This window comes from Streptomyces polygonati (assembly GCF_042650325.1).
Taxonomy (GTDB): Bacteria; Actinomycetota; Actinomycetes; order Streptomycetales; family Streptomycetaceae; genus Actinacidiphila; species Actinacidiphila polygonati.
Genome location: NZ_JBHSBB010000019.1, coordinates 148,664 through 164,877 on the forward strand (window position 1 = coordinate 148,664; position 16,214 = coordinate 164,877).

Here is a 16,214-nt window from a genome sequence, read left to right on the forward strand (position 1 = left end):
CGGGGGCCGGTCCCCGGCGGCCGCCGGCTACTTGCCCTCCGCCGCCCCCGCCGCCCCGGCCGTGCCCCCGGGCTCGCTGTGCTCCCGGCTGCGCGGCAGCGCCGGCGTCCCCACCGGACCGCGGCGGATCGACCCGGGCGCGTTCCAGTTGGCCCGCCGCCTGGCCCTGATCCGGGCCAGCTCGGAGGACTCCAGCTGCCACGGCACCGAGGTGACCATCACCCCGGGGGTGAACAGCAGCCGGCCCTTGAGCCGCAGCGCGCTCTGGTTGTGCAGCAGGTGCTCGTACCAGTGGCCGACGACGTACTCGGGGATGTAGACGCTGACCACGTCGCGCGGGCTGTCGCGGCGCAGCCCCTTGACGTAGTCGATGATCGGGCGGGTGATCTCGCGGTAGGGCGAGTCGAGGATCTTCAGCGGTACGTCCATGCCGTGCCGCTGCCACTCCGCCTGGAGGAGCTTGGTGTCCTCGGGGTCGACGTTGATACTGAGCGCCTCCAGGCTGTCGGAGCGCATCAGCTTGGCGTACGACAGCGCCCGCAGGGTGGGCTTGTGCAGCTTGGAGACCAGCACGATGGAGTGCACCCGGGAGGGCCGTACGTAGTCGTCGCCCGGCTCGTCCTCGGCGGCGATCTCCTCGGCGACCCGGGTGTAGTGGCGGCGGATCGCGGTCATCACGCCGTAGAAGACCACCATGCCGAGCACCGCGACCCAGGCGCCGTGGGTGAATTTGGTGAGCAGCACGATCACCAGCACCAGGCCGGTCAGGAAGGCGCCGAAGGCGTTGATCGCCCGGGAGCGGTGCATGTGGCGGCGCTTGCCGGGGTCGGTCTCGGTCAGCAGATGACGGTTCCAGTGCCGGACCATGCCGATCTGGCTCAGCGTGAAGGAGACGAAGACGCCGACGATGTAGAGCTGGATCAGCCGGGTGGAGTCGGCGCCGTAGATATAGACGAGCACGCAGGCGAAGCCGGCCAGCAGCACGATGCCGTTGGAGAAGGCCAGCCGGTCGCCGCGGGTGTGCAGCTGGCGCGGCAGGTAGCGGTCCTGGGCGAGGATCGAGCCGAGCACCGGGAAGCCGTTGTAGGCGGTGTTGGCGGCCAGGAAGAGGACGAGCGCGGTGACCGCGGCCAGGAAGATGAACGGGATCGAGTTGTGCCCGAAGACCGCCTCGGCGACCTGGGCGATCACCGGGTCCTGGGTGTAGCCGGGACCGACCGGCCGGCCGTGGTCGAGCAGGTCGGTCGCGGGGTCGGAGGCCATCCGGACCTTGGTGTTTATCGCGAGCGCGATGATGCCGACGAACATGGTGACGGCCAGCAGGCCCATCGCCGCCAGCGTGGTGGCGGCGTTCTTGGACTTGGGCTTGCGGAAGGCCGGTACGCCGTTGCTGATCGCCTCGACCCCGGTGAGCGCCGCGCAGCCGGAGGAGAAGGCCCGCAGCAGCAGGAAGAGCAGGGCGAAGCCGCCGAGTCCGGAGGACTCCGCGTGGACGGTGAAGCCCGCGGTAGGCGCGTGCATGACATGTCCAGTGGAGATCCTGAAGATCCCCCAGGCGATCATGCAGAAGACGCCGAGCACGAAGGCGTAGGTCGGGATGGCGAAGATGCTGCCGGACTCGCGCACCCCGCGCAGATTCATCAGCATCAGGATCACGATCATGCCGATCGCGCCCAGCACCTTGTGCGTGACGAAGAACGGCACCGCGGAGCCGAGGTTCTCGATGCCCGAGGCGACCGACACCGCCACGGTGAGCACGTAGTCCACCAGCAGGGCGCTGGCGACGGTGAGGCCCGCCTTGGGCCCCAGGTTGGTGGTGGCGACCTCGTAGTCGCCACCACCCGAGGGGTAGGCGTGCACGTTCTGCCGGTAGGAGGCGACCACGGTGAACATCAAGATGACCACCGCGCCCGCGATCCAGGGGCTGAAGTGGTAGGCCGACGCTCCCGCGATGGAAAGGACCAGCAGCACCTCGCCCGGTGCGTATGCCACGGAGGACAGCGGGTCCGAGGCGAAGACGGGCAGCGCGAGACGTTTGGGGAGCAGTGTTTCCCCCAACTTGTCACTGCGCAGCGCCCGGCCGATCAGGATCCGTTTCGGCAGGTCGGTCAGTTTGGACACCCCGCGATGTTAAGGGATCGCCAAGATGCGCGGGTGCCCGGGCGACTTATGGAGTGTGGCGAACTTGTGACCCCGCCATGGCGCAACCTTTAGCAGCGGCGCACACGTGTGTAGCTTTGGCCGCGGTCTGAGACGCTTGGCGTGCCGCTTGAGGTACGCCGACGGCTCGGACCTGCAGCCGCAGGCAACCGCAAGGCACAGGCGCATACGTTGGCAGCCGGAAGGACGGTCGTGCACGTCGTGATTATGGGATGCGGGCGAGTGGGATCCACTCTCGCGCACTCCCTCGAACAGCAAGGTCATACGGTCGCGGTGGTGGACCAGGACCAGACGGCGTTCCGCCGGCTGGGCTCCGGGTTCGCCGGGCGCCGGGTGACCGGAGTCGGGTTCGACCAGGACACGCTGCGCGAAGCCGGAATCGAGGAGGCGGGCGCCTTCGCGGCCGTCAGCAGCGGCGACAACTCCAACATCATCGCGGCACGGGCGGCCCGCGAGATGTTCGGCATCGAGAACGTGGTGGCGCGGATCTACGACCCGCGCCGCGCCGAGGTCTACCAGCGGCTCGGCATCCCGACGGTGGCCACCGTGCGGTGGACCGCCGACCAGATGCTGCGCCGGCTGCTGCCCTCGGGCGCGGAGCCGCTGTGGCGCGACCCCAGCGGCGGGGTGCAGCTCGCCGAGGTGCACACCCCGGCGTCCTGGATCGGGCACAAGGTGAGTCTGCTCCAGGAGGAGACCGGGGTCCGTGTGGCATTTATCACCCGGCTCGGCGAGGCGATGCTGCCGACGTCGCAGACCGTGATTCAGGAAGGCGATCTGGTGCACGTGATGATGCGCACCGACGGGGTCGCCGCGGTCGAAGCGGCGTTCGCCAAGGGCCCCGAGGGGCAGGGCCACTCATGAGGGTCGCGATCGCCGGAGCCGGCGCGGTGGGGCGTTCCATCGCCGCCGAGCTGCTGGAGAACGGGCACGAGGTGCTGCTCGTCGACAAGAACCCCTCCTCGATCTCGGTGGAGCGGGTACCGCAGGCGGAGTGGCTGCTGGCCGACGCCTGCGAGATCACCTCGCTGGACGAGGCCGCGTTGCAGCGCTGCAACGTGGTGATCGCGGCGACCGGTGACGACAAGGTCAATCTGGTCGTGTCGCTGCTGGCCAAGACCGAGTACGGGGTGCCGCGGGTGGTGGCCCGGGTGAACAACCCCAAGAACGAGTGGCTGTTCAACGAGTCCTGGGGGGTGGACGTCGCCGTGTCCACACCGCGGCTGATGTCGGCGCTGGTCGAGGAGGCGGTGAGCGTCGGCGATCTGGTCCGGCTGCTGCGCTTCAGCCAGGGTGACGCCAATCTGGTCGAGTTGACGCTGCCCGAGGAGGCGGCGCTGGTCGGCACCAGGGTCGGGGAGGTGGAGTGGCCCACCGATACGTCGCTGGTCACCATCATCCGCGGCAACAGGGTGCTCACCCCGTCCAAGGACGACGCCCTGGAGGCCGGTGACGAGCTGCTGTTCGTGGCGGCTCCGCACCGGGAGGAGCAGCTGGAGGACCTGCTGTCCCTGCGGGGGGACGCCGCAGGGGAATAGACGAAGGACGCCGGCACGTGGTGGGGGCCCGGACTCGGGCCCCCACCACCGCTGTCGGCGAGCTGCCGTCAGGTGAGCGACTTCTCCTTGTCGGCCTTCTCCGCCGCCTCCATCTCCGCGATCACGTCGATCGGCGCCGGCGCCCGCACCAGGAAGATCCAGGTGAGGTAGACCGACAGCAGGAACGGCGGGATGCCGAGTGCGACCTTCACCCAGCCCAGCTGGGTGGCGTTTCCCCACCAGTAGAGCGGGAAGAGGATCGCGGACTTGGCCAGCAGGATCAGGCCCCAGGCCCAGCTCGCCTTGGTGTAGGCGCGCAGGCGGCCCGGATTGCGCTTCCGCCAGGACAGGTTCTCCTTGAAGATCGGCCCGAGGATCAGGCCGAGCAGCGGGAAGCCGGCCGCGGCCGAGATGATGTAGGCGATCGCCAGGCCCAGCGTGTAGAGCATGCCGGGCAGATAGAAGTTCTTGGCGTTGCCGGACATCATCGCGAAGACCACGCCGAAGGCGACGCCGAAGATCCCGCTGAAGGCGTGCTTGAGGGTGTCGCGCTGGACCAGGCGGGCCACGCCCAGCAGCACCGACAGTGCCAGCGCGGCGATCCCGGAGGACTTGATGTCGTGGTCGATCGTGTAGATCGCGACGAACACCAGGCCGGGGACCGTGGTCTCCACCATGCCGCGCACGCCGCCGAACGCCTGGAACAGCGCGGCCTCGGTGACCGCCCGTGCCTCGTCGTCCGGGCCGGCCTCCGGGTCCGGGCCCCGGGTGGCACCCGTGTGCCGTGCGGAACCCGCGTTGTCTGGTGACGCCACCTGTTACTCCTGTCCGACCGGACGCAGCTCGTACTTGGGATTGAACAGCACCGGACGGCCGCGGTTCATCGAGATCCGGCCGGAGGCGATGATCCTGCGGCCGGGCTCTATGCCCGTGATGCTGCGACGGCCCAGCCACACCACGTCGAGCGCGGCCGATCCGTCGAAGAGTTCTGCCTCCAGCGCGGGCACACCCGCCCGAGGACGGAGCGTGACCGTACGCAGCGTACCGGTGACGGACACGATCTGGCGGTCGGAGCAGTCGCTGATCCGTGTACACCCGGTGGCCAGCGCGTCCTGCTGCAGTTCCTCGGAATGGAGCTCCTCCTGGGAGGAGGACAGGCGGTCGAACATGCGGCGGAAGCGGCCCGTGGGCCGCTCGGAACGGAGTGAACCACTCATGCGTCCAGGGTACCGGCCGGGCCCGGCACGACCGGGCCCGGCGGCCTCACTGCTCGAAGCGGTATCCCATGCCCGGTTCGGTGATGAAATGCCGGGGTCTGGCCGGGTCGCTCTCCAGCTTGCGGCGCAGCTGCGCCATGTAGACCCGCAGATAGTTGCTCTCGGTGCCGTAGGCGGGGCCCCAGACCTCCTGGAGCAGCTGCTTCTGGCTGACCAGCCGGCCGGGGTTGCGCACCAGCACCTCCAGCAGATGCCACTCGGTGGGCGTGAGCCGTACGTCGGTGCCGGCCCGCTGCACCTTTTTGGCGGCCAGGTCCACGGTGAAGGTCTCGGTCTCGATGGTGGCGGTGTCGTCCTCGGGTCCGCTGGGGGCAGCCCGGCGGACCGCGGCGCGCAGCCTGGCCAGCAGTTCGTCCATGCCGAACGGTTTGGTGACGTAGTCGTCGGCGCCCGCGTCCAGTGCCTCGACCTTCTCGTCGGACGCCTGCCGGGCGGACAGCACGATGATCGGCACCCGGGTCCAGCCGCGCAGGCCGCGGATCACCTCCACGCCGTCCATGTCGGGCAGGCCGAGGTCGAGGACCACCACGTCGGGATGACGGGCGGCGGCCACCCGCAGCGCGGTGGCACCGTCGTGGGCGGCGTCCACCTCGTAGGCCCGCGCCCGCAGATTGATGGCCAGCGCGCGTACGAGCTGCGGTTCGTCGTCGACCACGAGCACCCGGTACATCTGTGTCCTCTCCTTGATCACCCTCGGTGACAGTGTGGCGGTCATGCGGCGGTCATGCGGCGGATCATGTGGTCGATCATGTGGTGGCCGAGGCCGGCAGGCTCGGGCGGGCCGGGGCGCCGCCGGTCGCGGCCCGCAGGGTGAACATCATGGTCAGGCCGCCGCCCGGGGTGTCCTCGGCGACGAGGGTGCCGCCCATGGCCTCCGCGAAGCCGCGGGCGACCGCCAGGCCGAGACCGACGCCGTTGCCGCGCGGCGCGTCGCCGTAGCGCTGGAAGGGCTCGAAGATGTGCTCCTTGGCGTCCTCGGGCACACCGGGCCCGCGGTCGACCACCCGCACCTCCACCCGCTCGCCGAGCGCGCTCGCGGCCACCAGGACCTTCTGGTCGTGCGGGCTGTACTTGACCGCGTTCTCCACCACATTGGCCACCGCCCGCTCCAGCAGCCCGGGGTCGACGGCGACCATCGGCAGCGTCTCGGGGATGTCGAGGGAGACGCTCTGCTCGGGCACCCCGCCCAGCGCCATCGGCACCACCTCGTCCAGGTCGACCTCGCGGATCAGCGGGACCACGGTGCCGGTCTGCAGCCGGGACATGTCGAGCAGGTTGCCGACCAGGTGGTCCAGCCGGTCGGCGCCGTCCTCGATGCCGGCCAGCAGTTCCGCCTCGTCCTCCGGCGACCAGGCCACGTCGTCGGAGCGCAGCGAGGAGACCGAGGCCTTGATGCCGGCCAGCGGGGTGCGCAGGTCGTGCGAGACGGCGGCGAGCAGCGCGGTGCGTATTCGGTTGCCCTCGGCCAGTTCCCTGGACCGGCCAGCCTCGTCGGCGAGCCGCTCGCGGTCCAGCGCCACCGCGGCCTGCGCGGCGAACGCGGACAGCACCCGGCGGTCGGAGGCGGGCAGCATCCTCCCGGTCAGCGCCAGCGCCAGCCGGTCGTTGACCGGGACCTCCACGTCGGCGTCCTCCGGGCGTACGCAGGGGGCGCCGCCGACGCCGGCCACGCAGTGCCAGCGGTCGTTGTCGTCGTCCCACTCCAGCAGCACCACGGACTCCATGCCGAAGGACTCCCTGACCCGCTCCAGCAGCGCCTGGACGCTGCTCTCGCCGCGCAGCACGCTGCCCGCCAGATGCGACAGGATCTCCGCCTCGGCCCGCAGCCGGGCCGCCTGCTGGGTGCGGCGGGCCGCGAGGTCCACCACCGAGGCGACCGCGGCGCCGACCACGACGAAGATCGCGATGGCGATGACGTTCTCGGGCTGCGCCACGGTGAAGGAGTGCTTGGGCGGGGTGAAGTAGTAGTTGAGCAGCAGCGAGCCGCCCACCGCCGAGACCAGCGCGGGCAGCAGGCCGCCGACCAGGGCGGCGGCGACCGTCAGGGTGAGGAAGAGCAGCAGTTCGGTGGCCTGGCTCATCCCGGGGTGCCAGTGGGTGAGCAGCAGGGTGAGCAGGAGCGGTCCGGCGATCCCGGTCAGCCAGCCGGCCACCACCCGGGGCCGGCCGAGCTTCGCGCCCCGGGTGGCGGGCAGCCCGCGGCCCTTGGCGGCCTGCTCGTGGGTGACGATGTGCACGTCGATGTCGCCGGACTCGCGGGCGACGGTGGCGCCGACGCCGGGTCCGAGGGCGTACTGCCAGGCCTTGCGGCGGCTGGTGCCGAGCACGATCTGGGTGGCGTTGACACCGCGGGCGAAGTCCAGCAGCGCGTCCACCACGTCGTCGCCGATGACGTGGTGGAACGTACCGCCGAGATCCTCGACCAGGGTGCGCTGCACCGCCAGCTCCTCGGCGGAGGCCGAGGCGAGTCCGTCGCTGCGCACGATGTGCACGGCGAGGATCTCGCTGCCGGAGCCCTTGGCGGCCATCCGGGCGGCCCGGCGGATCAGGGTGCGGCCCTCGGGTCCGCCGGTCAGGCCGACCACGATCCGCTCGCGGGCCTGCCAGGCCGCGGAGATCCGGTGCTCGGCGCGGTACTGCTGCAGATACTCGTCCGCCCGGTCGGCGGTCCACAGCAGCGCCAGCTCGCGCAGCGCGGTGAGATTGCCGGGCCGGAAGTAGTTGGACAGCGCCGCGTCCACCTTGTCGGGCGCGTAGATGTTGCCGTGCGCCATCCGGCGGCGCAGCGCCTGCGGCGACATGTCGACCAGCTCGATCTGGTCGGACCTGCGCACCACCTCGTCGGGCACCGTCTCGCGCTGCCGCACCCCGGTGATGGACTCCACCACGTCGGCCAGCGACTCCAGGTGCTGGATGTTGAGGTTGGACACGACGTCGATGCCGGCCCGCAGCAGTTCCTCGACGTCCTGCCAGCGCTTGGCGTTGCGGGAGCCCGGCACATTGGTGTGGGCCAGTTCGTCCACCAGGGCGACTTCGGGGGCGCGGGCCAGCACGGCGTCGACGTCCATCTCGCTGAAGACGGTGCCGCGGTACTCCAGCTCCTTGCGCCGGACCGTCTCCAGGCCGGCCGTCATCACCTCGGTGCGTGGCCGCCGGTGCCGCTCGACATAGGCCACCACCACGTCCGTGCCGCGTTCGGCGCGTCGGTGGGCCTCGGAGAGCATGGCGTAGGTCTTGCCGACGCCGGGGGCGGCTCCGAGGTAGATGCGCAGTGTGCCGCGTGCCATGACTCCATCGTCCCGCCGGTGCGCGCCCTTCACCCGGGCGTTCCGGCCGCGCGCTCATCACGACCCTAGATCGGGCGCACCGGTCGTACCGTCATTCCGATGGTCGGCGGCCCGACCTTGACGGTGTCTTGATGCGGGGTGTGCCCGGCCCCCGACGGCGGGACCTTCACCCGCCGGGGCGCCCGGGCCGGCGCGCGGGGCGCGCACTTCACGCCCTGCGGCCCGGTTCGCTCCCCTCGGGTCCCCCGACCGCCCGGCCACCGGTCCGCCGCGCAAGGTTTCGGCAAGGCTTTGGCACGCCTTCCGTCAGAAGGCCCGGGAAAGCCGAGGACACGCGGCCGAACGCCGGCCGCGGCAGACGACTCATGTCGGGGGGTTTCACCCATGTCAGCGGTAAACGGGCCGACCGGCCCGGTCATACGCGATCCCGGGCAGTGGTCCACACGGTCCGATTGCAAGGAAGTCCTGGTCGTGGTGCACACGGTGGTGTACGGACAGCGGCTCCAGGACGTTTTCGAACTGCTCCGCTCCGATCTGCGGATCCATGTGCGCTTCACCGTCGCGCCGCACGCCTTCAACTCCGGGGTCCGCGCCTTCCTGGAAGCACTGGACGCCCAGGTGATCCCCTGGGCGCAGGCGGTGTCCGGCGACTACGACCTGATCCTGGCCGCGGGCTCGCAGGGCCAGGAACAACTGCGCGGGCCGCTGGTCCGCCTCCCGCACGGCGCCGGGCACATGAAGCTGTCCCGGCCGGGTGACGTGGTCCGGCGCAGCGTCGGCGGGCTGGGCCGGGACTATCTGATGTGGGGGGACCGGGTGGTGCCGGCGGCTTTCGCCCTCGCGCACCGGGAGGACCTGGCGCTGCTGGCCGAGTCCTGCCCCGAGGCGCTGCCGATCGCCGAGGTGGTCGGGGACGCCACCTACGACCGGATCGCGCGCAGTCTGGCGCTGCGGGAGGACTACCGGCGGGCGCTGCGCCTGGAGGAGGGGGAGCGGCTGGTGCTGATCTGCTCCACCTGGGGACGCGGATCGAGCTTCAACCGGCTGGAGGCGCTGCTGCCCCGGGTGCTGGCCGACCTCGACCCGGCGGACGGTTTCCGCCCGGCGCTGCTGCTGCATCCCAATGTCTTCTCCGGCCACGGCGGCTGGCAGGTGCGGGCCTGGCTGTCGGGGGCCGGCCGCAGAGAGCTGCCCGTCGTCTCCCCGGCCGCCGACTGGCGCCCGCTGATGATCGCGGCGGACGCGGTCATCGGCGACCACGGCTCGCTGACGCTGTACGCCGCCATGTGCGGCGTCCCCATCGTCATGGCCCGCTTTCCCGGGCAGGACGTCAACCGGCACTCGCCGGGAGCGGCGCTGGCGGCCCTCGCGCCGGCGCTGTCCCTCACCCATCCGCTGTCCCGGCAGCTCGACTACGCGAGGGAGCACTACGACCCGGACGCCTATCGGGCGATCGCGGCGCGGATCTCCTCCGAACCCGGGCATTTCAACAGCCGGATGCGGCGGCTGATGTACCGGCTGCTGGAGCTGGGCGAGCCGGCCCACGAGCCGGAGACCGAACCGCTGCCGCTGCCCGGTCCGCTGCCGCTCGCGCCGCCGTCGCCCGGCGGGCTCTTCGGGAACGGACTCTTCGGGAAGGGGGAGGCGTCGTGAGTCCGGCCGGTGTCCGCGAGGTCGTGGTCCGGCTGGCGGTGTGCGCGGGCCCGCCGCTGCCGGTGGACGCCGGCGCCTCCGCCCTCCCTGCTCCCTTCACCGACGAGCACCTGAGCGTCCGCTGGGACGGCGGCGGGGGACCGTGGCGGGACAGCGCCGACGTGCTGTGGCGGGGCTCCCCCGCTCCTTCCCGGTCGGCCGCGCTCGACTGGTGCCGGGAGGCGGTCCGCCGGCACCCGGGGGCGCTGGTGGTCTGCACGCGGTACCGGACCGGGCACGGATACGGCTACGGCTACGGGTACGCACGCTGCCTCGCCGTCCGCGCCGGGGCGCCCCCGGTGACCGGGTACGTCACCGGGGGCGGGGCGGACGCGGCGGCGGCCGTCGGATCGCTGCTGCACGCCTGCGTGACGGCCGGATTGCCGGTGGACCGGCCGCTGCGGGCCGTGCTCGTCCACCGGGGGCCGGGCGGCGACCGGCGCTGGGACGTTCAGCTCGTTCCGGCGCCGGGAGCCCGGCCGGGACCGGAGCCCGGGGCGGGGGCCGTGCCCGATTCGGTGCCCGGGGCCGGTGGCGCGAGGCGGGCCGCCAGCCGGGCCGCGTCGGGGGCTCCGGCTCCCTCGTAGAGGGCGAGCGAGCGCTCGAAGGCGCGCCGGGCGTCGTCCGGGCGGCCGGCGCGCTGGAGGACCACGCCGAGCATCTCCAGGCTGTACGCCTCCCAGTGCGCCGAGCCGCCGGTCCTGAACTCCTCGGCGGCCTCCCGCAAGCAGCGTTCGGCGGGGCCGGTCCGGCCGGCCTCGCCGAGCGCCCGCCCCAGCAGTGCCAGCGCCCGGCTCGCCTCGTACGGGTCGGGCAGGGCCAGCAGCTCGGTCCGCGCCCGGCGCAGCTCCTCGGCGGCCTCCTCGGGCCGCCCGACCGAGCGCATGGTGTCGCCGAGCGAGATCCGCGACAGGGCGGCGCCGCGGGCGTAGCCGATCTCCTCCCGCAGCCGCAGCGCGCGGCGGAAGAAGCCCGCGGCCTCGTCCGGCCGGCCGGCGAGGTAGTGGGACTGGCCCAGCCCGTGCAGTGCCTGCGCCTCGACGCGCCGGTCGCCGACCGTCCGCGCCAGTTCCAGCGCCTCGCCGAACGACTTGACGGCCTCGTCCGGCCGGCCCCCGTTGCGCAGGCCCGCGCCGCCGTCGGTCAGCATCCGCAACTCGCCGGGGAGGGAGCTGTCCCGGCGCGCGGCGGCCAGCCCGAGCCGGTGGGCCTCCACCCACAGGTCGTACGGCCGCAGGCGCAGCCACAGCGGCCACATCGCGTCGGCGAGCTGCCAGCACAGCCCGTTCCAGCCGAGAGCGGCCGCGGTGCGCAGCGCCGTCATCAGGTGGTGCTGCTCGGCCGCCAGCCAGGCGAGCGCCCCCCGCTGGTCGGGGAACCTCAGCCCGGCGTCCGGGGACAGCTCCTCGTAGTCGCGGTCGAGGACGCGGTGGTTGGGGCTGACCAGGGCCTCAGCGGCGGTGGCGGTCGCCAGATACCACTCCAGCGCCCGGCGTACGGCGGCGGTACGGATCGCGTCGGGGTCGTGGACCTCGGCGAGGCCGCGGGCGTGCAGCCGGATCAGGTCGTGGAAGCGGTGACGGCCGGCGGCCGGCTCCTCCAGCAGGCTGGCCTCGGCGAGCACCTCGATCAGCCGGTCGGCGGCGGCCTCGTCGCGTCCGGTCGCGGCGGCGACCACCGGCAGTGTCAGTTCGACGAAGGGGAGTACGCCCAGCAGCCGGTACAAGGCGGCGGCGTCCGGCGGCAGCTGGCGGTAGGACGCGTCGAGGGCACTGCGCACGGCGGCCTCTTCTCCGATCCGTAGCTCGGCCAGGCGGTGCGCCCCGTGGTCGAGAGCCTCAGCGGTGGCCGCCAGCGGCTGCCCCGGCCGGGCGGCCATCCTGGCCGCGGCCACGCAGACGGCCAGCGCCAGGCCGCCGCAGCGGTCGACCACCCGGCGCACGGCGGCCGGTTCGGCGGCGGTGCGTGACGCCCCGACCCGCTGGGCGAGGATCTCCGCCGACGCCTCGGCGTCCAGCACACCCAGCGGGTGGAAGACCGCGCCCTCCAGGCCGAGTCCGGTCAGCCGCCGCCGGCTGGTGATCACCACGATGCTCTGCCCGGAGCCCGGCAGCAGCGGCCGGACCTGCGCGGCGGACAGCGCGTTGTCGAGCATGACCAGCAGCCGGCGCCCCGCGGTGACCGACCGCCACAGCGCGGCCCGCTCTGCCGGATCCGGCGGGATGGCGGTCAGGCCGAAAGCCCGCAGGAACATGGCGAGGGACTCCGGTGGTCCGACAGGCCCCTCGGGGGCGTGCCCGCGCAGATCCGCGAAGAGCTGGCCGTCGGGGAAATCGGCCGCCACGCTGCGCAGCCAGTGCGCGGCCAGCGCCGTCTTCCCCACCCCGGCCGGTCCGTTGACCACCGCGACCAGCGGGCCTTCCCGCTGGCCGCCGCCCTGCCACATGGTGTCGAGCTCCGCCAGCTCCCTGGTCCGGCCGGACAGTCGCCGCGGCGCGGCGATCAGCTGCCGGGGTGTGGGCAGTGCCATGGAAGGGGGCGCCGCGGTGTGCCAGTGGATCTCCCCGACTGTATGGGCCTGCACGATACCGGCGTGGTGATCGCCGCCGACGATCGTATTGCCGTGCGACCCGGCGCCGGCGGCCGCGCCGATCCAGCGCGCCAGCTCCGCCCTCAGCTCCTCGCTGACGGCCGCCGCCCGGCACAACACCTCGGCCGGGTCGGCCGCTTCGGCGGACCCGGGCGCCAGCACCCCGGCCGCCCGCCGCAGCAGCGCCCGCGCCGTGGCCCGCCCGGCGGCGTCCGCCCGTCGCAGCGCCCCCTCGACGGCCTCATGACTGATCGCGTCCACGGTCGCCTCCCCCTCGCTCCGCGTCCGCCGGCTTCCCGGACGAACCTCACGCCTCTTTCGGCCACCAGCCGGAGCCGCCCTGCCCGTGCTCCGCCAGGGAGTGCCTGATCCGCTCGGACTCCAGCGGGTTCAGCGGCTCGAACAGGGCCAGCGCCCGGCGCCACAGCCCCGCTGCCTCCTGCGCGTGTCCCTCGTCGGACAGCAGCTTGGCCAGCATGTCGGTGGACAGTGCCTCCTCCTCCGGGGCCTGAATACGCCGGGCCAGCTCGGCGGCCGCCTCCAAGTGGTGGCGCGCCTGCGCGAGCCGGCCCAGGGCGCGCTCCGCGGTGCCGATCCCGCGCAGAGCGGTGGCCTCGTCGTGACTGGCGCCGATCCGCCGGGTCAGCCGCAGCGCGTCCTCATGGTGGCTCTTCGCCTCGCGCCAGCGCCCCGCGCCCAGCAGCACCTTGCCGAGTCCGTTGAGCGCGTGGGCCTCGTGCCGGATGTCGCCGGTGCGACGGAAGGTGCCGAGGGCGGTCCGGCACAGTTCGAGAGCCGTCTCGGGCTCGCCCGACTCGGCCACCGCCGCGGCCAGATTCATCCGGATGACGGCGCGGTTGGTCTCGCTCAGCGCGATGGCGCCGATCGCCAGTGCCTCCTTGAACGCGGCGCGGGCGGAGTCTGCGTCACCGGTCCGCATATGGAACTCGGCCAGGTTGTTGAGGAAGGTCGCCTGGAGTTCGACATCGCCGGCCTCGCGCACCGCCCGGAGCGCGGCGGTGAAGTTCTCCAGCGCGCCGCGGTAGTCGCCCATGTAGAGGTGGGTGATGCCGACGTTGTTGAGGCTCCTGCCGTAGTCACGGGTGTCGCCGATGCGCTTGCGCAGTTCCAGGCACTCCTGGTGCAGCCTCAGACCGGCGTCGTACGCGCCCACGTGCCACTGCAGCACGCCGAGTTGGCCGAGTGCTTCGGCTGTCCCGGCGTCGTCCCCGCAGCCCCGGGCCAGCACCAGCGCCTGTTCGGCCGCCTCGGAGGACTGGGGGTAGCGGCTGACACGGGCGTGCGCCGTGGCCAGGTCGAGCAGGGCGCGGCCCTCCGCGCGACGGTCACCGGCCGCCCGCCAGTGCGCGGCAGCTGCCTCGTGCATGGCCACGGCCTCCCGCCAGTAGCCCTCGGCGTCGGCGAACTCACCCAGGACTTTGGCTAATTGGGCGGCCTGTCCGGCGTCGCCGTACTGGCGGACCCGGCGTTCGACCGCCAGCAGGCCTTCCAGATCGGCGGCGAGCCAGGCGCGGGCCGCGGCGGCGTCCGCCAAGCGCGGCACGGCCACCGGGACAGCTTCGGCTCCGGACCCGGGCGAGGCGGTCTGCTCCAGCCGGGAGCGACGCGGATGCAGCAGCCGGTCGGCCCGGTCGGCGGCACGCAGCGCGTAGCCGCCGAGCCGCCGTAACGCGGCGTCCCGGTCCTCCGCCGATTCCTCCCATTCCGCCAGGGTGGAGGCGAACTCGCCGAGCAGGTCGTGGAATCGGTAGCGTTCCGGCCGCGACTCCTGGAGCAGGCAGTACTCGAGCAGATTCTCGATGAGGCGCTCGGTGCGGTCCAGCGGTTCGCCGATGACGGCCGCGGCGGCGTGTGTGCCGAAGTCGGGGCCCGGGTGCAGGCTGAGCCGGCGGAAGGCGGAGCGCTGGTCGGCGGTGAGCGCCTGGTAGGACATCTCGAAGGCGACGGCCACCTCCCGGTAGCCGTCCCGCAGTTCCTGCAACCGGCCGGGGCTGCGGGACAGCCGCTCGATCAGATGGTGAAGGTCCCAGGTGGGCCGGGTCTTGAACCTGCTGGCGGTGATCTCGATGGCCAGCGGGAGCAGACCGCAGCGGGTCACGATGTCGGCGATCTTGTCGGTCTCCGCCGCGCGTTCCGGCCCGACCAGCCGCCGGAACAGGCCGACGGCGTCGTCCAGGGGCAGCACGTCGATGAACAGCGGCCGTGCGCCCGGCAGTTCGGCGAGCCGGTGCCTGCTGGTGATCAGGACCAGCGAGGGGGAGCCGTCCGGCAGCAGCGGGAGCACCTGCTGGGTGCCGGCCGCGTCGTCCAGCACGATGATCGCGCGCTTCCCGGCCACCAGCGTCCGCCACAGCGCGGTCCGCTCCCGCAGGTCCAGCGGGATCTCCCGCGGCGGCACCCCGAAATCGCGCAGCAGCGCGGCCAGGGCGGCTTCGGTGGTCAGCGGCGGCTGGGCGACGGCGTGGCCGCGCAGGTCCACGAAGAAGGACCCGTCCGGAAAGCTCTCGCCGAGCTGGTGGGCGGCGTGCACCGCCAGGGTGCTCTTGCCGACTCCCGCCATGCCGGAGATGGCTTCGATGGCGATGACCGCGTCGGCGTCCCGCGCCCGGCGTCCGGTCCGCAGAATGCGGGTGAGTTCGCGTTCCCGTCCGACCAGCTGCTGGTGGCGGCCGGGCAGTCGGCGCGGTGGTGCGGCCGGCACGAGCGAAGGAGGAGGCGGGGCGGCCACGGGTGGCGGGGGCGGCGGGCGCAGGCCCGGGATGAGGTCGGTGAGCGGAGCCTGCCGCAGGATCAGGCCGTGGACGCGGGCCAGCGGCTCGCCGGGCTCGCTGCCGAGCCGGTCACGGAAGAGGCGGCGGGCCCGCAGGTAGACCTGCAGTGCCTCGGCGTGGCGGCCGTCGGCGTAGAGGGCCACCATCAGCTGCCGGGCCAAGGTCTCGTCGAGGGGGTGCCGTTCGGTCAGTTCGGACGCCTCGGAGATGGCGTCGGCGAAGTGTGCGAGGCGCAGCCGCAGATCCAACCGGGTGTGAGCGGTGGCGAGTTGGCGTTCGGCCATCATGCCCCGCGCCGAGCGCGCCCAGTTGCCGGGCAGACCGGCCAGCGCCTCGCCGATCCACAGGCCCTCGGCCGTGTCCAGCGCGGCCAGCGCCCTGTGGTCGTCCCCGGCGCGGACTGCGGACCCCGCCTCGCGGGACAGCCGCAGGAAACGGTGCCAGTCGACACTCTCCGGGTCCGCTTCCAGGCTGTAGGTGTGGGCTCGCAGGCTGATCACCGGAGGCGGTTTCGGGCGCTGTCCCGCCGGGCCGCCGACCGTCCGCAGGGCGTGCCGGAGCCGGGAGATGTACGTATGCAGGTTGGCGCGGGCGGTGTCGGGAGGCTCGTCGTCCCACAGTCGTGCGACGAGCAGTTCCTGGGTGACGGGGCGGCCGACATCGAGGGCGAGTGACGCGAGCAGGCAGCGTTCCCGATCCGACCGGAGCCGCACGAGCGAGCCGTGGGCCGATAATTCGACCGCGCCCAGGAGATGAACCTCCATCGTTGCCCCTCCGGCCGATGGTCACCCTGTCTCATTTGCGAGCATGGCACGGCGGTGCGCCATGGGCTATATCACTCCTGCCCAGTTGGGCAACAGAAACAGCCAATAACGCTC

10 protein-coding genes are annotated in these 16,214 nt (G+C 72.6%); 3 read left to right on the forward strand and 7 right to left on the reverse strand.

Annotation, left to right across the window (positions count from 1 at the left end; translation table 11 throughout):
• Positions 1-27: 27 nt before the first annotated feature.
• On the reverse strand, positions 28-2,121 hold the full coding sequence (locus ACFO3J_RS26375) for an APC family permease (RefSeq protein ID WP_386434094.1): 2,094 nt from the start codon (positions 2,119-2,121) through the stop codon (positions 28-30).
• A 231-nt stretch (positions 2,122-2,352) separates the two neighbouring features.
• On the opposite strand from ACFO3J_RS26375, the gene ACFO3J_RS26380 reads away from it, so the two are divergent.
• Both ACFO3J_RS26380 and ACFO3J_RS26385 read left to right on the forward strand, forming a co-directional pair.
• Positions 2,353-3,024: a potassium channel family protein gene (locus ACFO3J_RS26380; protein WP_386434096.1), complete on the forward strand. Its 672-nt coding sequence runs from the start codon at positions 2,353-2,355 to the stop codon at positions 3,022-3,024.
• Positions 3,021-3,698 (forward strand): potassium channel family protein, encoded by a 678-nt coding sequence (locus ACFO3J_RS26385; RefSeq protein WP_386434098.1) that lies wholly within the window; start codon positions 3,021-3,023, stop codon positions 3,696-3,698. The genes ACFO3J_RS26380 and ACFO3J_RS26385 overlap by 4 nt, the downstream gene beginning before the upstream one ends.
• A gap of 68 nt (positions 3,699-3,766) precedes the next feature.
• Here the strand turns inward: ACFO3J_RS26385 and ACFO3J_RS26390 are convergent, their stop codons facing one another.
• The 4 genes from ACFO3J_RS26390 to ACFO3J_RS26405 form a co-directional block, all read right to left on the reverse strand.
• Positions 3,767-4,405: a DUF3159 domain-containing protein gene (locus ACFO3J_RS26390; RefSeq protein ID WP_386434519.1), complete on the reverse strand. Its 639-nt coding sequence runs from the start codon at positions 4,403-4,405 to the stop codon at positions 3,767-3,769.
• A 111-nt stretch (positions 4,406-4,516) separates the two neighbouring features.
• Positions 4,517-4,915, reverse strand: a complete 399-nt coding sequence (locus ACFO3J_RS26395; protein ID WP_386434101.1) for an OB-fold nucleic acid binding domain-containing protein — start codon at positions 4,913-4,915, stop codon at positions 4,517-4,519.
• A gap of 46 nt (positions 4,916-4,961) precedes the next feature.
• On the reverse strand, positions 4,962-5,645 hold the full coding sequence (locus ACFO3J_RS26400) for a response regulator (protein WP_386434522.1): 684 nt from the start codon (positions 5,643-5,645) through the stop codon (positions 4,962-4,964).
• Positions 5,646-5,721: 76 nt separating this feature from the next.
• Positions 5,722-8,262 (reverse strand): DUF4118 domain-containing protein, encoded by a 2,541-nt coding sequence (locus ACFO3J_RS26405; protein ID WP_386434104.1) that lies wholly within the window; start codon positions 8,260-8,262, stop codon positions 5,722-5,724.
• 471 nt (positions 8,263-8,733) lie between these two features.
• Between ACFO3J_RS26405 and ACFO3J_RS26410 the strand changes: the two genes are divergently transcribed.
• Positions 8,734-9,915: a hypothetical protein gene (locus ACFO3J_RS26410; RefSeq protein ID WP_386434107.1), complete on the forward strand. Its 1,182-nt coding sequence runs from the start codon at positions 8,734-8,736 to the stop codon at positions 9,913-9,915.
• A gap of 490 nt (positions 9,916-10,405) precedes the next feature.
• Here the strand turns inward: ACFO3J_RS26410 and ACFO3J_RS26415 are convergent, their stop codons facing one another.
• Together ACFO3J_RS26415 and ACFO3J_RS26420 are read right to left on the reverse strand one after the other, a co-directional pair.
• Positions 10,406-12,805, reverse strand: coding sequence for an ATP-binding protein (locus ACFO3J_RS26415; RefSeq protein WP_386434109.1), 2,400 nt, complete (start codon positions 12,803-12,805; stop codon positions 10,406-10,408).
• Positions 12,806-12,851: 46 nt separating this feature from the next.
• A complete protein-coding gene (locus tag ACFO3J_RS26420) occupies positions 12,852-16,100 on the reverse strand; it encodes an AfsR/SARP family transcriptional regulator (RefSeq protein ID WP_386434111.1) in 3,249 nt (1,082 codons plus the stop codon).
• Between the last annotated feature and the right edge of the window lie 114 nt (positions 16,101-16,214).

Bases quoted from the DNA above. Each gene is read 5' to 3' on its own strand.
- ACFO3J_RS26385 (WP_386434098.1), top strand. From the start codon at position 3,021: ATGAGGGTCGCGATCGCCGGAGCCGGCGCGGTGGGGCGTTCCATCGCC.
- ACFO3J_RS26395 (WP_386434101.1), bottom strand. From the start codon at position 4,915: ATGAGTGGTTCACTCCGTTCCGAGCGGCCCACGGGCCGCTTCCGCCGC.
- ACFO3J_RS26400 (WP_386434522.1), bottom strand. From the start codon at position 5,645: ATGTACCGGGTGCTCGTGGTCGACGACGAACCGCAGCTCGTACGCGCG.
- ACFO3J_RS26405 (WP_386434104.1), bottom strand. From the start codon at position 8,262: ATGGCACGCGGCACACTGCGCATCTACCTCGGAGCCGCCCCCGGCGTC.
- ACFO3J_RS26420 (WP_386434111.1), bottom strand. From the start codon at position 16,100: ATGGAGGTTCATCTCCTGGGCGCGGTCGAATTATCGGCCCACGGCTCG.